Origin of the sequence: Ruegeria sp. PrR005 (assembly GCF_010500245.1) — a bacterium.
GTDB lineage: Bacteria > Pseudomonadota > Alphaproteobacteria > Rhodobacterales > Rhodobacteraceae > Ruegeria_B > Ruegeria_B marisflavi.
Window position 1 is genome coordinate 1 of the sequence record NZ_JAAGOX010000024.1, and the last position, 21315, is coordinate 21315.

The following is a 21315-nucleotide window of genomic DNA, read 5'->3' on the forward strand; positions in this document are numbered from 1 at the left end:
CCTGCGCCGTCGACGAGGATCCATTCCGCGTTCGGCGCGTCAGAATACCTGTACCGGACAAATGCCTCTTCCGTGTCGGGATCGCCAAGCGGATCGCCGGCCGCATCGGTCGCATGGCCATAGGTGATGTAAAAGTCCGTGATTCTGCGCGCCCACTGGCCAAACACCAGCACGTCCCCTTCGGAGGCATCATAGTCGAGGATCGTATCCGTGTTGTGGTTCGGAATGTGGACGTTGGAACTGTAACCGTAGTTGTAGAATTTGTCGGCACCGGCCCCGCCCGAAAGGGTGTCGCTGTCGCCGCCGCCATTCAGGAAGTCATCCCCGTCCCCGCCGAAGATGGTGTCTCTGCCCCGCGCCCCATTGATCACGTTGCGGCCCGCATCCCCCGAGATCAGGTCGCCAAAGGCCGAGCCTGTGACCCCTTCGAAGTTCGAATAGACATCGCCGTCCGCATCGCCGCCGCTGGCGGTCCCGGCCGCAAGATCGACCTGCACGGCCGATGGCGAATGCAGGTAACTCAACTGGTCCTCGCCCGCACCCCCATCCAGGCTGTCGGCGGAGCCACCGCCTTCGAACAGGTTGTCGCCATCATCCCCGGTCAGCGTATCGGCCAAGGCAGTGCCGATCACGCTCTCGATCGAAACAAGACTGTCACCGGATGCATCCCCGCCGGACACTGCGCCGGTTGACAGATCGACCACCAGCGAGGTCTCGATGGCCGAGTAATCGACCAGATCCTGACCCTCACCGCCATCCAGCGTGTCCTCGCCCATGCCCCCGATCAGGCGGTCATCACCCTCGCCGCCCTCCAGAAGGTCATCGCCTGCGCCTCCCGCAAGGCTATCGGCACCGTCCCCCCCCAGCAGGGTATCGTCGCCCTCGCCGCCGGAAAGGGTGTCATTGCCGCCGAGACCAGAAAGAGTGTTGGCATTCGCGTCGCCCGTGATCGCGTCTGACCGTTCGGTTCCGATCACGTGCTCAATCCCGACAAGACTGTCCGCACCCCAGCCAGAAGACGCGCGCTCGAACGCGGTGCCGCGCGCAAGGTCGATATCCAAGCCAGCATAGGTCCAAGGATCATAACTGCTGTAGTCGACGACATCCTCACCCGCGCCGCCATCAAGGCTGTCGCGGTCGCGACCACTTGCACCCGTGCCGCCGATCAGGGTGTCATTGCCCTCGCCGCCGAACAGGACATCCCCGAAGTGACCACCATCCAGAAGATCATTGCCAACACCACCTTCCAGCGTGTCACTCCCCCGCAACCCGGACAGCGTATCATCCCCACCCAAGCCTCGGATCCGGTCATCATAAGATCCAAATCTATCGCCAGTCAGGCTGTCATCGGCGTCCGTGCCGGTTATGGTTCCAATCGACAACAGATCGACGGGGTCGCCGAACTCGGTGCGGAGGAAGATTTCGTCGAGACCTGCGCCGTCGACGAGGATCCATTCCGCGTTCGGCGCGTCAGAATACCTGTACCGGACAAATGCCTCTTCCGTGTCGGGATCGCCAAGCGGATCGCCGGCCGCATCGGTCGCATGGCCATAGGTGATGTAAAAGTCCGTGATTCTGCGCGCCCACTGGCCAAACACCAGCACGTCCCCTTCGGAGGCATCATAGTCGAGGATCGTATCCGTGTTGTGGTTCGGAATGTGGACGTTGGAACTGTAACCGTAGTTGTAGAATTTGTCGGCACCGGCCCCGCCCGAAAGGGTGTCGCTGTCGCCGCCGCCATTCAGGAAGTCATCCCCGTCCCCGCCGAAGATGGTGTCTCTGCCCCGCGCCCCATTGATCACGTTGCGGCCCGCATCCCCCGAGATCAGGTCGCCAAAGGCCGAGCCTGTGACCCCTTCGAAGTTCGAATAGACATCGCCGTCCGCATCGCCGCCGCTGGCGGTCCCGGCCGCAAGATCGACCTGCACGGCCGATGGCGAATGCAGGTAACTCAACTGGTCCTCGCCCGCACCCCCATCCAGGCTGTCGGCGGAGCCACCGCCTTCGAACAGGTTGTCGCCATCATCCCCGGTCAGCGTATCGGCCAAGGCAGTGCCGATCACGCTCTCGATCGAAACAAGACTGTCACCGGATGCATCCCCGCCGGACACTGCGCCGGTTGACAGATCGACCACCAGCGAGGTCTCGATGGCCGAGTAATCGACCAGATCCTGACCCTCACCGCCATCCAGCGTGTCCTCGCCCATGCCCCCGATCAGGCGGTCATCACCCTCGCCGCCCTCCAGAAGGTCATCGCCTGCGCCTCCCGCAAGGCTATCGGCACCGTCCCCCCCCAGCAGGGTATCGTCGCCCTCGCCGCCGGAAAGGGTGTCATTGCCGCCGAGACCAGAAAGAGTGTTGGCATTCGCGTCGCCCGTGATCGCGTCTGACCGTTCGGTTCCGATCACGTGCTCAATCCCGACAAGACCGTCCGCACCCCAGCCAGAAGACCTGCGATCAAACGCGGTGCCGCGCGCAAGGTCGATATCCAAGCCAACATAGGTCCAAGGATCATAACTGCTGTAGTCGACGACATCCTCACCCGCGCCGCCATCAAGGCTGTCGCGGTCGCGACCACTTGCACCCGTGCCGCCGATCAGGGTGTCATTGCCCTCGCCGCCGAACAGGACATCCCCGAAGTGACCACCATCCAGAAGATCATTGCCAACACCACCTTCCAGCGTGTCACCCCCCCACAACCCGGACAGCGTATCATCCCCACCCAAGCCTCGGATCCGGTCAGCAGATGACGTGCCAACCAAACTGTCATTTGCTTCGGTTCCGAGGATATCTGCCATAGTTAAGTTTCCGTGTATTCGGGGGTTTTCATTTCTTCCGAATGAGTTTCACAAAAGACGTTGAAGAAAAAGCCGAATATAAACAAAAACATAAAAATTTTCTTTTTCCCGACGGTACTCCAACGCAGGCCCTCGAAAGGATCCATTCTTTCCACAGGTTATTCTGCAATGGCCCTCGTGCCAGTCAAAACCTCAGCAGGATGCTACACGGTGCAACAGGAAAACAGCGGCGGTACTCGCCTCCACACAATATCAATGACTTTGACACCTCGGCATGGGTAAGTTTTTCGCCCGCCGACGCAGCTTCTGCAAATCCGCGTTGTTCAATTCGCATTCCACCGCGCAAACCGCTGCACACACGCAGCCGTGTGTTTTTCCGGAAAACAGGAGTGCAAAGGAGTGCGGATGCTGCTCGGCCTGGGCCGACGGTTCTGCGCAAGGGCGACAGCGACATACACATGCAGTTTGCTCAGGATCGAAAATCCAGCCCCTCGCAACAAAACATATACATTCAGCTATGTGAATGATACTCTGTGTCTGGCAGCGGGATTAGGGAGGATCGCATGCTCGACACACAGAATCTGGACAATGCGAAAAGCATGTCAATCATCGTCACAAAGGGATCTCTGGACTGGGCCTATCCTCCGTTCATCTTGGGCACGACCGCGGCGGCCATGGATGTCGAGGTCACCATGTTCTTTACCTTCTATGGTCTTACCCTGCTGAAGAAGGATCTGAACCTGAAGTTCACCACGCTGGGCAACCCGGCGATGGAAATGCCGATGATGGGCATGCATATGCCGATGCCGAACATGATGGGCATGGTCCCCGGCGTGGGGGCGGCGGCCGGCAAGATGATGAAGAACCTGATCAAGAAGAAAGGCGTCGCCTCGATCGAGGAACTGCGCGAGGCCGCGATCGAATCCGAGGTTAAGATGATCGGCTGCCAGATGACGCTCGATCTGTTCGAATATGACCGCAAGGACATGATCGACGAAATGGAGATCGGCGGGGCGGCGACCTACATGGAAAAGGCCCTCCGCTCCGACATCAACCTGTTCATCTGACAAGACTGCACTTCAAATGGGAGGAAATCATTTGGCAGACCAGACACTTAACGCAGAAGGGCTGAACTGCCCGCTGCCGATCATCAAGGCCAAGAAAGCCCTGAAAGCCATGAGCGCCGGGCAGATCCTGGAAGTGCGCGCGACCGATCCGGGATCGGTTGCCGATTTTGCGGCCTTCTGCAAGCAGACCGGCAACGAACTGATGAGTTCCAGCAGCGAAGGCGATATCTATCGCTTCGAGATCAAACGCGCCTGAGAAAAACGCAATCAGGCCGACCCCCGCGCCCATGGCGCGGGGTTTTTCGTTTGGCGGCAGGCTTCGACAAAGCCAAGAAACCGGCTGACCCAGGGGGCGGCGGACGCGTTGCGCAAGTGAATGAACCCGGCCGTCGTGTTCGCCTTGACCAGCCCGTCATGGGCGCCATCAATGCCCCGCCCGCGCAAGACATTCCGCGCGAATGGGGCCGGGCCCATGTTTTCCAGACTTGCATAATGAAACTCGTGTGCCTTCGTTTCGCCCTCACCCGCCGACCACAACGCATTGCGCGTAGCGTAGAACCGCACATATCCCCTGCCCTGCGGGCGCGCTTGCATGACGGCGTCGACGTCAAAGAACCCGACCATTGGCCTGCTCTCGCCTTGCCAACTGATGGACCGGCACAGGTACATCAGCCCGCCGCATTCCGCATAGGCGGGTAAGCCACTCTCCAGCGCCGATCTGACCGAGTTGCGCATCGAGACATTCGCCGAAAGCTCGGACATCTGCGTTTCCGGGAAACCGCCGCCAAGGAACAGCCCATCGACATCCGGCAACGCGGCATCGCGCAGCATGTCGATAGGCACAAGCGCCGCCCCCTGTGCCTCGAACGCCTCCAGATCGTCGGGATAGTAGAAGCCAAAAGCCGCATCCCGCGCGATCCCGATCCGCAACCCCGGACCGGCGCGTCTATGTGTTTTGTGTCCGCTCTCCGGGACCGACAGCTCCCGGGCCTCTCCAGCACATGCACGGATCCGGTCAAGATCGACCGAGCTTGCCACGATCCGCGCGGCGCTCTCCAGGAATGTCTCCACTCCGGGACATTCCGCCGGGGTCGTCAGGCCCAGGTGACGCTCCGAGATATCCAGTTCCGGCGTTTCCCGGATCGCCCCCAGCACGTCCAGATCGGTATAGTCCTCGATGGCTTGCCGCAACTTGCGCTCATGCCGGGTGCCGCCGGTACGGTTCAATATGACACCAGCGATTTGCAGGTCAGGGTCGAAATGGACATAGCCGTGCAACAAGGGGGCGATGCCCCGGGTCATTCCCCGGGCGTCTATGACCAGCACGACCGGCGCCCCCAGCAGATGCGCGAGCGCCGCGTTGCAGTCTTTGCCTTGCGGGTCCAGACCGTCGAACAGCCCTTTGTTGGCCTCGATCAGCCCCAGGTCGCTGCCCGCCGATTTCCGCGCGAACAACCGCAGGATCTCGGCCCGCGACATGGTGTTGAAATCAAGGTTGTAGGCCGCGCGCCCGGCCGCGCGCGACAGCCACATGGGGTCGATGTAGTCGGGCCCCTTCTTGAACACGGAAACCGTCTGGCCACGCAGCGACAACGCCGCTGCCAGCCCCGAGGACACAACCGATTTGCCCGACGACTTATGCGCCGCAGAGATCATGAGGCGGGGCACGCTCACCGCCGCACCTCAAGGAACGCCCGGTCCCGGGCCTGCCACATCCGCGCGGCGGCGTCTTCGGCCTCGGCCAGCGAACCGGCCCGGCCCATGGTGCGCAATGTCACCGCCAGTGTGCCGGTGATCGACGCCTCGGCATAGGCATCCGTCTCCTCCCCGCGCCAAACGGCCAACAGGCGCTCCGGCTCCATCTGGGCGTCGGCGGGCTGATGCGCATCGTCCAGCAGCGCGGGCCAGGTTTCGACAATCGGTTCGCCCGCGCCATGGGTGGTCCAGACCTGCGTCGGCTTGTTCGGCCGCCGCTCGATCTCGCCCCCTTCGCCCCGGAACACCGCCGCATTCGGCTGGCCCAGAACCCGGGCCGCGCCGGAATGAATATCCATGAAACCGCGATGGAAAATCCCCTGCATCATCGTCGGCGCGTTGAACGGGTTGATCATCCGGGTAAAGGAATGCACGGGCGAGCGCAGGCCGAAGACCGGGCGCAATTCGATCAGGTGGCGCAGGACCGGGCTCATCACCTCAAGCGGGATATAGGTGAAGCCGCGCGTCTCGACCTGGGTCGCGGCCTCGCTCAGGCTGGAGGCCACCGGCATGCCCAGTAACTCGATCACCCCGCGCGTGTAGACCCGGCCGGGCGTATGCCCCTCGGTCCCGTGCATCACGACGCGGGTGCCCTGACTGACCAGCGTCATGACCGACAGAACGAACCACGGCAACTGGATGCGCTTGCCCGCGTAAGAGGGCCAATCGAGATCGACCCGTGGCACACTGTCCGGCAGGTCCAGCCGCTCGCGCACCGCCTGGGCAAAACCGGCGATTTCCTCGGGCGCTTCTTCCTTCAGCCGCAGCAGCATCAGGAACGCCCCGATCTGCTCGGGCAAGACCTGCTGATCCAGGATCATCCGCATGGCGTCCAGCGCCTCGTCATAGGTCAGATGCCGCTGCTTGGTCTTGCCACGGCCCAGAATGGCGACGAAACGGGAAAACGGATGTGGCATCATCGGGTCCAGCAACATGGCATCAACCCTTGGTTACCGGGTTGGTATCGGACAGGTTCGAGGGCAGGATCCGCAGAACCTTGGCCCCTACTCCCGTTGCGACCAGGGCAAACGCCACGCCCCCCAGACCCAACAGGATTTCTGGCAGGCTGGGGGTGTAAGCCGCGATCGCGCCATCGAAGAAGTCCGACGACACCGAATATCCGGGAAACAATTCCATTGGATAGGCCTGTCCGCCGATGACGATGACATAGATCTGCGCAAGCCCGCCGAGGATCACCAGCGCCGACACCAGTGTCGGCATGACCGGACGGCTCGCCTTGCCCGCATAGATCATCGCCAGCGGCACCAGCCCGCCCAGCAGCACCTGAACGCCCCAGAACAGCGTGGTATACACCCCGCCATCCACCAGGATGAAGCGCTCGAACCCCTTGTGTTCCGTCGCATAAAGGTTGGACAGGTGCTGCACCGCCGTGAAATACAGAACAGCGGCGACAAAGAGGCCAAGCAAGCGGATCATGCCACCCACACGTTCAGGCCCCAGAGCGCGCCCGCTGAGCGCGCACAGCGTCTGAAGCACGAGAACATAGACCGCCAGCCCCAGCGCAAAGGACATGGCGATGAACAGGGGCGCCATGATCGCCGCGTCATAACCGGGCCGCGCCACCAGCCAGCCAAAGATCGACCCGGTGCCGGTCGTCAGTGCCAGCCGCCAGACAAAGGCAAGCACGCCCGCCGGTTTGGTCCATTTCGGGTGTACGGTCCGGTCCATCTGAACCCAGAGATAGACCGCCACCACAGCGATGAACCCCGAATAAAGCAGGATGTTCCAGGTAAAGATCGAGCTGAAATTGAAATGCGTGAGCTGCACCAACAGCCGGTCCGGCCGCCCCAGATCCAGCACCAGAACCAGCAATCCCCCCGCCAGAAGCGAGATCGCCAGCACGCCGGAAAGCCGTGACAGGGGCTTGTAGGCCGCCTTGTCGAAAACGCTCGCCATCGACGCAACATTCAGCGCCCCGGAGGCGGCCACGATGAGGAAGATGGCAAAGACATGCGGCATCCCCCAGACCACTTGGTTTGTCATGCCGGTCACCACATGCCCGTGATGCTCGACATAGAGAAACGCCGCCAGCCCCGCGACCAGAAAGGCCGCCAGCACCAGGCCCGTGCCCCACAGGGCGCTTGTGGCGGGAACCTCTCTGTACAGTGTCCGATCAACCGCCATGGCTCAGATCTCCCTGTACCGCACGCCCGGATTCAGATCGAGATCGGGGCGCAGGGCGACCGAGGGGTATGCGGCCAGGCGCCGCGAGATCTCGCTTTCGGGGTCGAGCAGATCGCCGAATACCATGGCACCGTGACCGGCGGCCTCGCAGGCCTCGACACAGGCGGGAATGCGCCCTTCATCGACGCGGTGCACGCACAGGGTGCAGCTTTCCACCGTTCCGATCCCGCGCGGGGCGTGGGTCTTCTGATTGGTGACACGTTCATGCACGAAAGAGCGCGCCTTGAACGGGCAGGCCATCATGCAATAGCGGCAGCCGATACAGATATGCTTGTCGACCAGCACGATCCCGTCCTTGCGCTTGAACGAGGCGCCGGTCGGGCAGACATCGACGCAGGGCGGGCTTTCGCAATGCTGGCACATCACCGGCAGGCTGGTTTCGCGGCCGCTGCTCTTGTCCTTGAGCGTGACTTTGCGGATCCATTGCACGTCGGTCTCGGCATTGCCGCCGCCTTTCCAGCCGTTCTCGTCCTGGCACGCGGTGATGCAGGCATTGCAATCGGGCGCGCATTTCGACGCGTCGATCAACAGGCCCCAGCGTTTGCCGGCATCGGCGGCGGCCTGGGCCTCGCTGCCGCCAAAGGCCATCAGGGTCACGCCGGGCGCCAGTTGCAATGTCGCCAGAGACGCGCCGCTGCGCAGGAAATCCCGGCGCGAGACATCTTTCTTGGCACCGCAGCTCATTGCCCCACCTCCCGTGCCCCGAGATAGGCCACCAGCGCGCCCACATCCGCCCCAAGCGCCGGGAATAACAGCCCGCCCAGCGCCGCATGAGCTGCTGGTTCTTCGACCCCTTCGGGCGTCGAGCGATGACAGTCAAAGCAATCCACCTTGACGGCAACATAGTCATGACACGACCGGCAGAAATGCCGCTCGTCCGCATAGGTCACCGGCGTGCCGGTTTCGTCCTTGGCCGCATGGCACTCGAAACACCCGCCGAGCGAGGCGTTCTGCTCCCGTTTGCCCTCGTATATGGTCACGTCGCGATCATGCCGCATCATGCTCATGTGCCAGCGTCGCATGTAATCATTGCCTTCGGGATGCGCCTCACCCGTCGCCTCGGGGATCACAGGGCCATAACCGCCCTGCCCCTCTCCGGCCCAAATCGCCGAGGCAAGCATCGCGATCAGCCCGGCCATCAACAGCGACGCGCGCATTCTCACTCTCCAAGCCCCATCTTGATATAGCCGGTCGGGCAGACATCGGCGCAGATGTGGCAGCCGATGCAGCGGGTATAGTCGGTGTCGACATAGCGCCCGACGGTCCGGTCGGATTTCTTGACCCGGAACACGGCATCCTGCGGGCAGTAGATCACGCAATTATCGCACTCAAAGCACATGCCGCAGGACATGCAGCGCTCACCCTCCTTTTGGGCCTGTGCCTCGGTCAGACCGACGATGCGCTCTTCGAAATTGCCCAGCACCGCATCGGCGGCGATGTGGATCTCTTCGCGATGCTCGCGCCCGACATATTTGAAATGCCCCTTGAACAGCTCGGTATGCGGGATGATCTGCGAGCTGGACCGGTCCTCGTAATTGTGGATCGCGTAAGAGGCCGAATTGGTGCCGCGTGCCTGCATGTGGTCATAGGGAGACGGATCCTTGCCGCGCTGATGCAGTTCCGCCAGCAGGTTGAAGTGATGCACATCCACCTTGGGCCTGCGCGCGATCTCGCCATCGGCGAGGAAATCGCTGATCGCGTCGGCCGCGATGCGGCCCTGCCCGATGGCGGTGGTCAAGAGATGCGGCCGCACGATGTCGCCACCGGCAAAATGCTTGTCCCGCCCCTTGACCTGATAGCCCCCGGCGATGTCGATGAACCCGCGCCCGTTATCCAGCGCCTCGACCCCGGTCAGGTCTCCCATCTGGCCGATGGCCGCGATGATGATATCGGCCTCCAGCTCGAACTCGGTGCCTTCGACCGGTTCAGGCACATTGCCCTTCATCTGGCATTCGCACATGCGCAGGCCCACGGCCTTGCCGTCCTTCAGGATCACTTCCAGCGGCATCACACCGCCCTTGATCTCGATCCCTTCGCGCTTGGCGTCCTCCCGCTCGCGTTCGGCGGCGGTCATCTTCTCGACAGGAAACAGAGAGGTCAGCGTCGCCTGCATCCCCTCGCGCGTCAGAGACGAGGCGACATCATGGCTGGTGAAGTCAATGAGCGCGCCGTCATTGCGCTCGGGCAGGTAATCGGCGGTGATATGGCCCAGACGCCGCGCGACCGAGGCCACGTCGATCGAGGTATCGCCGCCACCGACCACCACCACGCGCCGTGCGGTGCCCAGCACATAGCCCTGGTTGAACGCGTCCAGAAACTCGATCCCGTTGATGCAGTTCTCGGTCCCCTCCCAGCCGGGGATCGGCAGCGGACGGCCCGATTGCGCCCCCATCGCCCAAAAGATCGCGTCATGGGATGCTTCCAGTTCCCCCATCGTGATATCGGTGCCGACACGAGTGCCCAGCCGCACCTCGACCCCCAGATCAAGGATACGGTTGATTTCGGTGTCCAGCATGTCGCGCGGCGTCCGGTAGCCCGGAATGCCATAGCGCATCATGCCGCCCAGCTTGTCATTGGCCTCGAACAGCGTCACCGCATGCCCGTCGAGCCGCAGGAAATAGGCCGCCGACAACCCCGCTGGCCCGCCGCCGATCACCGCGACGGATTTGCCGGTATCCGCCCCCGGCGCCACGTGCTTGACCCCGTTGGCATTCGCCCAGTCGCCCACATATTGCTCGACCGCGTTGATGCCGACAAAATCGTCCACCTCGTTGCGGTTGCACCCTGCCTCGCACGGGGCCGGACAGACCCGCCCCATGGTCGCCGGAAACGGGTTGGCGGCCGCCATGCGGTGAAAGGCGTATTCCTGCCATTCCATGCCCTCGACCGGCGGCTTGTCCATGCCACGCGCAATGGCCAGCCAGCCGCGAATTTCGTGCCCCGACGGGCAAGACCCCTGGCAGGGCGGCGTCTTGTGCACATAGGTCGGGCATTTGTACGAGCGGTCGGCGTTGAAGATCTTTTCCTCCAGATCCCAGTCCGACGGGGTCTCGCCTTCCTCAAACCGGCGGAAGGTCAGTGCCTGTTCTTCGTGGTCCTTCATCTTGTCCTCCTCCGGTTCTTTCTCGTCTCAGGCGTCGTCCGCCTCATCCTCGTCCGCATCCTCCTGGCCCGTCAGAATGATGGCGTTCGACACCAGCTGATGGACCGACAGGATCGCGTCCATCTCGTATCCGTATTTCGGCATGACCTTTCCGAACTGCGTCTTGCAGATGGCGCAGATCGCCGCCATGTGGGTGACCCCGTGTTCTTCGGTCACGTCTTGCAGTGCCTTCATGCGTGGCGCTGATCCCTTGATCCGCAGGTCCAGGAGATCGTCGGTCAAAAGCCCGCCCCCGCCGCCACAGCACAGCGTGGCCTCGCGGATCGTGTCGGGCTCCATGTCGAAGAAGTTGTTGCAGACCGCGCGGATGACATTGCGCGGGATCTCGAACTGGCCGCCGGGATAGTCGCCCATGCCGCTCGCGCGGGCGACGTTGCAGCTGTCGTGATAGGTCAGCCGGATATGGTCGTTCCGGCTGGGATCGAGCGTCAGGGTGCCCTTCTGGATCTCGTCCCAGGTGAATTCCAGGATGTGCTGCGGCACCGGATAGGATTGATCCAGAAAATCCCACGGCCCCGCCAGCGTGTTCAGAAACGAATAGGCCACCCGCCAGGCATGGCCGCATTCTCCAAAGATGATCCGCTTGACGCGCAGATCCTGCGCCGCCTTGCGGATGCGCAGGCTGATTTCGCGCATGTTCTCATAGGACCCGATGAACAGGCCGAAATTGGCGGCCTCGGAGGCATAGGAACTCAGCGTCCAGCTGACGCCAGCTTCGTGAAACACCTTGGCATAGCCGATCAGCCCTTCGATATGCGGCTCGGCAAAGAAATCGGCCGAGGGCGTGACAAGCAGGATATCGGCACCCTTTTCATCCAGCGGGATACGAACCGACACGCCGGTATCGTCCTCGATATCCTCTTCCAGCCCCTCCAGCGTCGCCCTCAGCGCCTTGGGATTCAGGCCCAGGTTGTTGCCGATATCCTTGACCTTGCCGATGATCTCGTTGGAATACTTCTGCCCCACCCCCACGCTGTCGAGGATCTCGCGCGCCGCCATGGTGATCTCGGCCGTGTCGATCCCATAGGGGCAAAAGACCGAGCAGCGGCGGCATTCGCTGCACTGGTGGTAATAGGAATACCACTCGTTCAGCACCTCCTCGGTCAGGTCGCGCGCGCCCACCAGCCAGGGGAAATGCTTGCCCGCGAATGTGAAATAGCGCCGGTAAACCGAGCGCAGCAGATCCTGCCGCGCCACCGGCATGTTCTTGGGGTCGCCGGTGCCCAGGAAATAGTGGCACTTGTCGGTGCAGGCGCCGCATTTGACGCAGATATCCAGATAGACCTGAAAGGCGCGGTTCTTCTCGGCCAGCTCCTGCATCTTGGCCAGCGCTTTTTCCTTCCAGTCCGGCACCAGCTCGCCCGGAAAGCCAAGCTTCGCCTGATGCTCTGCCTGCGCGACAAAGGGTTTCGTCCCCTCCATCGCGCCCCGTTTCAGACAGGGGATATCCAGCGGAAAGGCAAGCTCGGGAACCTGGGTATCGCCGTCGGGCATGGCTCAATTCTCTATCTTGGCGGCCCAGGGCGCGACATGGCGCACCTCGCGCGGGTTGTCGACCTGGTTGCGGCTGGGGCTGAAAAAGACGCCCGGCGCATGCAGGAGCTTGGATATCGGGAAGACGATCATCAGCACGATCACCAGCCCCAGATGCACCAACAGCGTCGGGTCCGACGGCAGGTCGCCCACGCGGAACCGCATCAGCCCCAGCATGTACGCCTTGACCGCCACGATATCGGTATGGGCAACAAACCGCGTCATCGCACCCGAGGCGCCGATGCCCATCAGCAGCGCCAGCATAAGGTGGTCCGAGGGGCTGGAGATATAGCGGATCCGCTCCACAAGGATGCGCCGCGCCCAAAGCCCGGCCAGACCGGCCAGCATGGCAAAACCGGCATAGGTGCCAAAGGGTTGCACGATCTCGACCCAGCCCCAGACCGGTTGCGTGAAATACCGCAGGTGCCGCGCCAGAACCAGCCACAAGGCCATGTGGAACACCCAGCCAAAAAGCCAGATCCACTTGTTCGACTTGTAGAGGCTCTCAAAGAACACAACCTCGCGGAACACCCGCAGGATGACGCCCCCGCGTGTTTTCGGCGCGGGCGTCGTCGGTATCTTGAGCGGGGCGGGAACGCGCGCATAGATCCTGATCTTGCGCACCACACCGATCAGCAGGACCAGTGTCGCGACATAGAACAGGATGGCATAGACGGTTCCCAGCACGCGGGTTGCTCCTCGCTTTGCCCCTGAACAGGGTCAGGGGCGGTGTTAGCCTGTTCGCCTCAGACGCAGCCGGTGGGCTTGGGCAGACCGGCGATCTTGCAGGCCTGTTTCGCCGGGCCATAGGGGAACAGCTCGTACATGTACTTGTTGTTGCCCTTGTCCGGCCCCATCGACTTCTTGATCGCCTTGATCAGCACCCGCACCGCCGGGGCGATCTGGTACTCGTCGTAATATTCCCGCAGGAAATTCACGACTTCCCAATGTTCGCTGGTCATGTCGATGTTCTCGGTCTTGGCGATTTCATCGGCCAGTTCCTTGGACCAGTCGCTGAGCGTGGTGATGTAGCCCTCTTCATCATGTTCGATGGTGTGGCCGTTGACCTGGTAAGACATGGTTCTTTCCTCTTCCCTATGCGTGCCCGGAACCGCCGGGCAAATCTTTCAAAGCCAGGACTGCGTCCGGTCATGTTCCGTGACGAGATCGACAAACCCGTCGTATCCGACGCATTTCGCCCCCGAGATCAGCTTGCCCGCGTCGATGCCGCGCGCCTTCAGGTCGCCGTCGAGCACATACAGCGCGACCTCCCCCATCCGCGCCTTGACCTGATCCGCCATCGCCGAGCCTTCGAGCGCGCCATAGACCGCATCCTCGATCAGCAAAACGGCATCGCCCGGCAGGCAATGGCCCAGGCAACTGGAGAGCGTCGCGTTGCCAAAGGGTGACTTGTTCACGGTGTGCAAGGTTGACATGTCTACCCCCTAGAAACTCAGCACGACGTCCTGATCGGCCATGATCCCTGCCATCTCGGCCCGGCTGACGACCCGGATCGAAGGTTTCTCCTCCCAATCGTCATCCTCGTCCTCATAGGTGATCTCCTGCAGATCGCCCTCGGTGAGGCCGCGCTCTTCCAGCGACTCGCGCTCGACGTACAGCTTGGTCACCTCGTAATCGCCCAGCGCCCGGAACGTCGGAGAGAAGTTCTTGACCCCGATCGCGTCGGTATTCTGGCCGCGGGTCAGCTGGAACACTCCGTCATCGAGAAAGGCCAGCGACACGTCCTGTTCAAAGGCCGCGCCGATCAGCACCACCTCCAGGCTTTCCAGCGCATAGATGGTGCCATAGGGCGGCTTGCGGTTCACGTAGAGGAATTTCTTGATATCCGACATCGCCTTGCCTCAATCCCCGAACGTTACCAACCGGTCGGTCTGGATCCCCATCTCGATCAACTGCCCCAGCCCCGAGATCCGGAACCCCTCGGCGATATTGTTGGCATCCTTGCCCTGCCGCTTGGCCTCGTTCTCGTCCAAGAGCCCCCGCCGCTGCGCCGCCGCGATACAGACCACCAGGTCGATCTCGTGTTCCTGGGCCAGCGCCGTCCACTGTTTCTGGATATGGCGCTCGTCCTGCGGCGGCACCGACAACCGGGTCGAGACATTGACCCCGTCATGGTAGAAGAACACGCGCGGCACCTCGTGCCCCTTGTCCAGCGCCGCCTTCACGAACTGATAGGCGGTATCGGCGGCCTGATGGGTATAAGGCCCTTCGCTGACGACTACTCCGATCTTCACGTCCGAACCTCTCGCGTCAGAAATGCAGATGCGCGGACATGTTCATCGTCTTGCGCGCGCCGGTCCACGTGTCCAGATGGTGCTTGGTGAAGGCCAGTTCGGTCATCTCGAAGAACCGTTTCCAGCCGATCCGGTCGATCCACTCGCCCATCCGCTCCCAATGCTTGGCGTCGTGCTTGTAGGCTTCGACGATCCGGCGCACGACCTCCTTCACTTCGGGCCAGTGCGGCGCGTTGTTGGGCAGGTTGGCAACCGCCAGCTTGTGGAACGTGGGCTTGGAGCGTGCGTTGGAATGCTTGCCGCCGACCCAGACCGCGATCTTGGTCGAATCCGCGCCGTTGATCTGCATCGGCGGACAGGGCGGATAGCAGGCGCCGCAGCAGACGCATTTCTTCTCGTCCACCTCCAGCGAGGGCTTGCCGTTGACCATCGCCGGGCGAATGGCCGCAACCGGGCAGCGGGCCACCACGGCAGGACGTTCGCAGACATTGGCGACCAGATCGTGGTTGATCTTGGGCGGCTTGGTGTATTGCACGTTGACCGCGATATCCCCCTGCCCGCCACAGTTGATCTGGCAGCAACTGGTGGTGATCCGCAGCCGGTTGGGCATCTTTTCCTGCACGAATTCCTTGTGCAGCATGTCCATCAGCCCCTTGACCACGCCCGAGGCATCGGTGCCGGGAATATCGCAATGCAGCCAGCCCTGCGTATGACTGACCATCGAGACCGAGGCGCCGGTGCCCCCGACCGGGAATCCGGCCTGATCCAGCGCGGCGATCAGCGGTGCAACCTTGTCCTCGTCCGCCACCATGAACTCGATGTTCGACCGCGTGGTGAACCGGACATGGCCGTCGGCATAGGCATCGCCGATGTCACAGAGCTTGCGGATGGTGAACACGTCCATCTGGCGCTGGGTTCCGGCGCGCACGGTATAGATCACGTCCCCCGATTTCGCGACATGGCGCAGCACGCCGGGGCGCGGCCGCTCGTGCCAGTCCCAGTTGCCATAGTTGGCCTTCATCACCGGGTGCATGTACTGGAACGGGTCCGGAACGCCAACTTCGTCCGGGACGCGGGGGGTCTTTGCCTGGGTCGTCATCTCTCTCTCCCTCCTGGCCTGGACTTACTCGGCCGCCGTGCTGCCCGCCTTTTCGGCGGCCATCCGGTCGAACCACTTCGCGGCTTCCTCGTCGAAATCATCGGTGCGCACATAGCAGGAGGTGCGCGGATGATTGACCATGTTCGGATCGGGCTCGATATCCAGCGCCTCCAGGAAGGCCGGCAGGCCGATCCGGTCGATGGTCTCGCCGATCCGCTCATGTTCCAGCGCGTTGTCGGCAAAGAACTCGACAACGTTCTGGGCGAACTCTTCGAGCTTTTCGAAATCCTCGTCGGTTTCCAGCTTCATGAAGGGCACCACCATGATCCCCATCAGGTCTCCGATCTTCAGCGCCCGCTTGCCCCCGATCATGATCGAGATCCCGCGATCGTCGCCAGGGCTGAGCGCCTTGGTCATTACGTTGATGCAATGCATGCAGCGCACGCAGGACCGGTTGTCGATCTCCAGCGTGTCGTCATCGTTCAGCGAAATGGCCCGCGTCGGGCACATCGAAACGACCGTGTCGATCGTGTACTTGCGCCCCTTCTCCTTGACGTGTTCCTTGACCTTTTCCTGGTCGATCTTGATGTCGTCGCGCCAGGTGCCGATCACCGCGAAATCGGCCCGGTGGATGGCGTTCACACAGTCATTGGCACAGCCCGAGAACTTGAACTTGAACTTGTAGGGCAGCGCCGGGCGATGCATTTCGTCCAAGAGCGAGTTGATGATGGTGCGATGGGCGCGCACCTCGTCAAAGCAGGACTGTTCGCAGCGCGCATGGCCGACACAGGACATTGCCGTGCGCAACGCGGGCCCCGCCCCGCCAAGGTCGAAACCGATCTGGTTCAACTCGTCGAACGCCTTCTGGGTGTTCTCCGTGGTGCAGCCCTGGAACATGATGTCGCCGGACTGGCCATGAAACGCGATCAGACCCGATCCGTGCCGTTCCCAGATATCGCAGAGCTTGCGCAGGATATCGGTGGAATAATGAAAGCCCGCGGGCGGCATCACGCGCAGAGTGTGAAATTCCTTTGATTCCGGGAACTTGCTGGCCACTTCGGAGAACCGAGGGATGATCCCGCCGCCATAACCAAAGACGGACACCGTGCCGCCCTTCCAGTATCCCATACGGTTCTCATAGGAATGATTGAGCTGACCCAGAAGGTCATTCATGATCTTCTTGTTGCCCTCAGATCCTTCGTCGCGCAGCCGTTTGATACCGGTGACGAAACTCGGCCAAGGGCCATCCTCAAGCTCATCCAGCAATGGGGTCGGGTGGATCTTGCGATCCTCGTTGATTGCGTCCTTGTCGTCTTTCATGGCGCTCTCCCTGTCTTCGCCTTGAACCGAACTTGCCGGCGCTACCGCCCTCTCTGGCCAATCGCCCCATCCGGCAGGGATCTTTGCAGCCAGTTTGGCGTTTCGAGTTGAAACATCATTACATAATAATTTACGAATATGGAATGAGACGCAAGAAATAGTACGCATCAGCGTACGATTATTGCGGTGCAGCATTTTACGCCGCGTCGCCGCATCGCGCGGGTGAGGTCAGAAAGTCGGGAACACGCAAAAGCTTATGGAAAACCTGACAAACACGATAAGGGATTTCGCCTGGACGGACTTGTCGCGGAATGACCGCTGGCAGGACTGGCGCGCGGCCAAGATTCGCGCATCCCAAGCGCTGGCCAGCGCCAAACCCGTCGCCCTGCCCCGCCTTGACCGGCCCGATCCGGCGGCCCTGTCCGAAATCCTGTTGCGGTGCAGCATGCAGAACTTCGCGCTCTATGACGCCCGCCAGACCGCCCCGGACCTTGAAACCGTCAGCAGCGCGCTGCTGACCTTTGCCGAGGGGCTCGGCCTAACCGTAACCGAGAATCACCGCTCGGCCGGACACGCCCAGGTCGTCGCGCTGCGCACCTCCTCGGACGAAGGTAAGAAGGGTTACATCCCCTATACACCGCGCCCGATGAACTGGCACACCGACGGCTACTACAACCCGGCGCACAGCCCGGTAAAAGGCTTCATCCTGCATTGCTTTCAACAGGCCGCGTCGGGTGGCGAAAACCACCTGCTCGACCCCGAAATCGCCTATTTGCGCCTGCGCGACGAAAACCCCGCCTATGTCCGCGCCCTGATGCACCCGGCGGCGATGACCATCCCCGAGAACCGCGAAAACGACGGTACCCTGCGCCCGGCCGCGACCGGGCCGGTGTTCTTTGCCGACGAGGCCACCGGCCGGTTGCAGATGCGCTATACTGCGCGCACCAGATCCATCGCCTGGCGCGACGATCCGGCAACCCGCGATGCCGCCGAATGGCTGCGCGACTGGCTCATCCGTGGCGACCCGCTGGGGCGCCGCATCAGGTTGCAACCCGGCCAGGGTATCGTGTGCAACAATGCCCTGCATGACAGGACCGGTTTCACAGATGGAGAAGGCGCCCAGGCCCGCATCGTCCTGCGCATCCGCTTTCACCAGAGAGTACGGGAGGATTTTCGTGGCGCAGCTTAGCGATCTGATCATCGGCCACCCCGAGGTGGCCTCGTTCAAGGAATTGGTCGAGCTGGTGGAACACGCCGGTACATCCGGCCAGATGTTTCTGGAATTCGACGTCAAGCCCGACTACCGCGATACGCCGCGCAACTGGCAATGGGTGCTCGAGGCCGCCTTTACCCGGGGGGCCGACACGTGACCGACAAGCTCACCGATATCGCGCAGTTCGAGCTACCCTATCGCCGCAAGGCCACCATCCGGCTGGTCGAGTTCGAGGGCGGCATGAAAATGGTCCGCCTTGTCCTGCGCGAGGGCACGCGGATCACCCAGATCGACCTCGACGCAGACAGCGCCACCCAATTGAGCAGAACCCTCGCGGACACGGCGGCGCGGCTGTGACGGGACAGCGCCGCAACCCGACAAACTCAAAGGCACGGACCTCATGAAAAAGATCATACTTGCAAGACTGTCGCTGATCACGCCCCCGGGCAGCCGGACGGACCTGCTCACCTCGGGTATGATCCACCCCGATCAGGTCATGGTCGAGGGCGGCAAGGTCGTCATTCCCGTTAATGTCCCGCCCGATTTTCCCGGCGATCTGGCGCAGGTCCAGACCCTCATCGAAGAGCGGCTGCAAAGCCTGGACGGCATCGACAACCTGCTGGTGGTGCTGACAGCCGAACGCGCGGCCGCGCCTCAACCCACGGCTCCCGAACCGCCAAAGCTGAAAAAACGCCCGACCGAGGCGCCCGGCCGTGACATGCGCCCGCATTCGGCGGCCGTTCCGGGGATCAAGAACATCATCGCCGTCGCCTCGGGCAAAGGCGGGGTCGGCAAATCGACGACCGCCGCGAACCTGGCGCTGGCGCTGCGGTCGCTGGGCCTGCGCGTCGGGCTGCTCGACGCCGATATCTACGGCCCCTCGATGCCCCGCCTTCTGGCCATCACCGAACGCCCCCGGATCGAGGACGACGTGGTCTACCCGGTCGAACAATACGGGATCAAGGTCATGTCAATGGGCTTTCTCATGCAAGAGGAAAGCCCGGTGATCTGGCGCGGCCCCATGGTCGTGACCGCCCTGATGCAGATGACGCGCGAGGTGAACTGGGGCGAACTGGATGTTCTGGTGCTCGACATGCCGCCCGGCACCGGTGACGCGCAGCTGACGATGGCGCAACAGGTGCCCTTGCAGGGCGCCGTGATCGTTTCGACCCCGCAGGACCTGGCGCTGATCGACGCCCGCAAGGGGTTGAAGATGTTCAAGCAGGTGGATGTTCCCATCCTGGGCATCGTCGAAAACATGTCGACCTTCATTTGCCCCCATTGCGGCAAGTCCTCCGACATCTTCGGCCATGGAGGCGCCGAGGAAGACGCCCGCCGGCTGGGCGTGCCCTTCCTCGGCGCGATCCCGCTGCACATGACCATCCGCGAGATGTCGGATGCGGGCACGCCCGTTGTGATCTCGGATCCCGACGGGGTGCACGCCCGGCATTACCGCGATATCGCACTCAGGGTCGCAACACGGCTGTTCCCCGAGGAGGACGAGGATTGACCTGCATCAACGCGGATTCTCGCAGTTCCGCTAGAATGCGGCAGCCAGCCATTTTAGGTCGCGCGGCGCAGTCCGCGCATAGTCGTGGGAGGAGAGTTCACGAATGGCGCATATCGTTGTCTTAGGAGCAGGGCTGGGCGGGGTCATCATGGCCTTCGAGGCCCGCGAACACCTCGGATCCGGTCACCAGATCACGGTCATCAACAAGGGCGACAAGTTCCACTTTGTCCCTTCCAACCCCTGGGTTGCCGTGGGATGGCGGGACCGCGAACAGATCGAGGTCGATCTGCACCAGGCCCTGAAACGGGTCGGCGCCACGCTGCGCCCCGAAGGGGCGGCTCGCCTGCATCCCGAAGAAAACCGGGTCGAACTGACCACCGGTGAAAGCGTCAGCTATGACTACCTTGTCATTGCCACCGGCCCCGACCTGGCTTTTGACGAAATCCCGGGCTTTGGGCCCGAGGGCTACACCCAATCCGTCTGCCATGTCGATCACGCCATCCGGGCCAAGGCTGCGTTTGACAAGCTGCTCAAGAACCCCGGCCCGGTGGTGGTTGGCGCGGTACAGGGGGCAAGCTGCTTTGGCCCGGCCTACGAGTTTATCTTCATCCTCGACACGGCGCTCCGACGGGCCAAGATCCGCGACAAGGTGCCGATGACCTTTGTCACCTCGGAACCCTATATCGGGCATCTCGGCCTTGACGGGGTGGGCGACACCAAGGGCCTGTTGGAAAGCGAGATGCGCGAACACCACATCAAGTGGATCACCAACGCCCGCGTGACCTCGGTCGAGGACGGCACATTGCACGTCGAGGAAGTCGGCCAGAATTCCGATGTCGTCGCCACCCATGACCTGCCCTTTGCCTATACCATGATGCTGCCCGCGTTTCGTGGCGTTCCAGCGGTCAAGGACATCGAGGGGTTGACCAACCCGCGCGGATTCATCCTGATCGACAAGCATCAGCGCAATACCAAGTACCCCAATGTCTTCGCCATCGGCGTCGGCGTTGCCATCCCGCCCACCGGACCCACGCCGGTGCCCGTGGGCGTGCCGAAAACCGGTTTTATGATCGAAAGCATGGTCACGGCGACGGCGATGAACATCGCTTCTCTGGTCGCGGGACAGGAACCGAAAGAAGTCGCAAGCTGGAACGCCGTCTGTCTCGCCGATTTCGGCGATTCCGGCGTTGCCTTTGTGGCCCAGCCCCAGATCCCGCCGCGCAACGTCAACTGGTCCTCGTCGGGCCGTTGGGTTCACCTCGCCAAGATCGGCTTCGAAAAATACTTCATCCGCAAGGTCAAGCGCGGCACGTCGGAACCGTTCTACGAGTCGCTGGCGCTCAAGGCACTTGGGATCGACAAGCTGAAAGCCACGCAATCCGGCTAAGGCCGGATCA

General features: G+C 62.3%; 23 protein-coding genes. 8 read left to right on the forward strand and 15 right to left on the reverse strand.

Going from position 1 to position 21315, the window contains the following annotated elements:
• Positions 1–2798: calcium-binding protein (locus G0P99_RS15070; protein ID WP_164131255.1), on the reverse strand; the 2798-nt coding region annotated here is incomplete at its 3' end.
• Between the two features lie 41 nt (positions 2799–2839).
• On the opposite strand from G0P99_RS15070, the gene G0P99_RS15075 reads away from it, so the two are divergent.
• The 3 genes from G0P99_RS15075 to G0P99_RS15085 are packed head-to-tail and all read left to right on the forward strand — an operon-like array spanning position 2840 to position 4121.
• Positions 2840–3325 carry a hypothetical protein gene (locus tag G0P99_RS15075; protein ID WP_164131257.1) on the forward strand — a complete coding sequence of 162 codons (486 nt, stop codon included), beginning with the start codon at positions 2840–2842 and terminating at the stop codon, positions 3323–3325.
• Between the two features lie 36 nt (positions 3326–3361).
• Positions 3362–3865, forward strand: coding sequence for a DsrE/DsrF/DrsH-like family protein (locus G0P99_RS15080; RefSeq protein WP_164131259.1), 504 nt, complete (start codon positions 3362–3364; stop codon positions 3863–3865).
• A 31-nt stretch (positions 3866–3896) separates the two neighbouring features.
• Positions 3897–4121: a sulfurtransferase TusA family protein gene (locus G0P99_RS15085; protein ID WP_164131260.1), complete on the forward strand. Its 225-nt coding sequence runs from the start codon at positions 3897–3899 to the stop codon at positions 4119–4121.
• A gap of 11 nt (positions 4122–4132) precedes the next feature.
• Here G0P99_RS15085 and G0P99_RS15090 read toward each other — a convergent pair whose 3' ends face one another.
• The 14 genes from G0P99_RS15090 to dsrA are packed head-to-tail and all read right to left on the reverse strand — an operon-like array spanning position 4133 to position 17195.
• On the reverse strand, positions 4133–5533 hold the full coding sequence (locus tag G0P99_RS15090; RefSeq protein WP_164131261.1) for a cobyrinate a,c-diamide synthase: 1401 nt from the start codon (positions 5531–5533) through the stop codon (positions 4133–4135).
• Between the two features lie 2 nt (positions 5534–5535).
• Entirely contained in the window at positions 5536–6555 is a 1020-nt protein-coding gene (locus tag G0P99_RS15095; protein ID WP_164131263.1) for a glycosyl transferase family protein, read from the reverse strand.
• Positions 6556–6559: 4 nt separating this feature from the next.
• Positions 6560–7765 carry an NrfD/PsrC family molybdoenzyme membrane anchor subunit gene (gene nrfD, locus G0P99_RS15100; protein WP_164131265.1) on the reverse strand — a complete coding sequence of 402 codons (1206 nt, stop codon included), beginning with the start codon at positions 7763–7765 and terminating at the stop codon, positions 6560–6562.
• 3 nt (positions 7766–7768) lie between these two features.
• On the reverse strand, positions 7769–8509 hold the full coding sequence (dsrO, locus tag G0P99_RS15105) for a sulfate reduction electron transfer complex DsrMKJOP subunit DsrO (protein WP_164131267.1): 741 nt from the start codon (positions 8507–8509) through the stop codon (positions 7769–7771).
• Complete coding sequence (locus G0P99_RS15110; protein ID WP_164131269.1) at positions 8506–8982, reverse strand: Hdr-like menaquinol oxidoreductase cytochrome c subunit; 477 nt, start codon at positions 8980–8982, stop codon at positions 8506–8508. Before G0P99_RS15110 ends, dsrO begins: the two co-directional genes overlap by 4 nt.
• A 2-nt stretch (positions 8983–8984) precedes the next feature.
• The gene (locus G0P99_RS15115; protein WP_164131271.1) at positions 8985–10928 is read right to left on the reverse strand and encodes an NAD(P)-binding protein; all 1944 of its coding nucleotides are present in this window, start codon (positions 10926–10928) and stop codon (positions 8985–8987) included.
• Between the two features lie 27 nt (positions 10929–10955).
• Complete coding sequence (gene dsrK / locus G0P99_RS15120) at positions 10956–12482, reverse strand: sulfate reduction electron transfer complex DsrMKJOP subunit DsrK (protein ID WP_164131273.1); 1527 nt, start codon at positions 12480–12482, stop codon at positions 10956–10958.
• Between the two features lie 3 nt (positions 12483–12485).
• Entirely contained in the window at positions 12486–13208 is a 723-nt protein-coding gene (locus G0P99_RS15125) for a respiratory nitrate reductase subunit gamma (RefSeq protein ID WP_203583127.1), read from the reverse strand.
• A 59-nt stretch (positions 13209–13267) separates the two neighbouring features.
• Complete coding sequence (locus G0P99_RS15130) at positions 13268–13600, reverse strand: TusE/DsrC/DsvC family sulfur relay protein (RefSeq protein WP_164131275.1); 333 nt, start codon at positions 13598–13600, stop codon at positions 13268–13270.
• 48 nt (positions 13601–13648) lie between these two features.
• Complete coding sequence (gene tusB / locus G0P99_RS15135; protein WP_164131276.1) at positions 13649–13957, reverse strand: sulfurtransferase complex subunit TusB; 309 nt, start codon at positions 13955–13957, stop codon at positions 13649–13651.
• Positions 13958–13966: 9 nt separating this feature from the next.
• Entirely contained in the window at positions 13967–14374 is a 408-nt protein-coding gene (tusC, locus tag G0P99_RS15140; protein ID WP_164131278.1) for a sulfurtransferase complex subunit TusC, read from the reverse strand.
• Between the two features lie 9 nt (positions 14375–14383).
• The gene (gene tusD / locus G0P99_RS15145; RefSeq protein ID WP_164131281.1) at positions 14384–14776 is read right to left on the reverse strand and encodes a sulfurtransferase complex subunit TusD; all 393 of its coding nucleotides are present in this window, start codon (positions 14774–14776) and stop codon (positions 14384–14386) included.
• A 16-nt stretch (positions 14777–14792) separates the two neighbouring features.
• Positions 14793–15875, reverse strand: coding sequence for a dissimilatory-type sulfite reductase subunit beta (gene dsrB / locus G0P99_RS15150; protein ID WP_164131283.1), 1083 nt, complete (start codon positions 15873–15875; stop codon positions 14793–14795).
• Between the two features lie 24 nt (positions 15876–15899).
• Positions 15900–17195 (reverse strand): dissimilatory-type sulfite reductase subunit alpha, encoded by a 1296-nt coding sequence (gene dsrA, locus G0P99_RS15155; RefSeq protein WP_164131284.1) that lies wholly within the window; start codon positions 17193–17195, stop codon positions 15900–15902.
• A gap of 256 nt (positions 17196–17451) precedes the next feature.
• Between dsrA and G0P99_RS15160 the strand changes: the two genes are divergently transcribed.
• The 5 genes from G0P99_RS15160 (at position 17452) to G0P99_RS15180 (ending at position 21305) form a co-directional block, all read left to right on the forward strand.
• The gene (locus G0P99_RS15160; RefSeq protein ID WP_164131286.1) at positions 17452–18384 is read left to right on the forward strand and encodes a TauD/TfdA family dioxygenase; all 933 of its coding nucleotides are present in this window, start codon (positions 17452–17454) and stop codon (positions 18382–18384) included.
• Positions 18371–18565, forward strand: a complete 195-nt coding sequence (locus G0P99_RS15165) for a sulfur relay protein DsrC (protein WP_164131287.1) — start codon at positions 18371–18373, stop codon at positions 18563–18565. The genes G0P99_RS15160 and G0P99_RS15165 overlap by 14 nt, the downstream gene beginning before the upstream one ends.
• Positions 18562–18765, forward strand: coding sequence for a hypothetical protein (locus G0P99_RS15170; protein ID WP_164131289.1), 204 nt, complete (start codon positions 18562–18564; stop codon positions 18763–18765). The genes G0P99_RS15165 and G0P99_RS15170 overlap by 4 nt, the downstream gene beginning before the upstream one ends.
• A gap of 43 nt (positions 18766–18808) precedes the next feature.
• On the forward strand, positions 18809–19918 hold the full coding sequence (locus tag G0P99_RS15175; RefSeq protein WP_164131291.1) for an Mrp/NBP35 family ATP-binding protein: 1110 nt from the start codon (positions 18809–18811) through the stop codon (positions 19916–19918).
• A gap of 103 nt (positions 19919–20021) precedes the next feature.
• Complete coding sequence (locus G0P99_RS15180; RefSeq protein ID WP_164131293.1) at positions 20022–21305, forward strand: NAD(P)/FAD-dependent oxidoreductase; 1284 nt, start codon at positions 20022–20024, stop codon at positions 21303–21305.
• Positions 21306–21315: the final 10 nt, after the last annotated feature.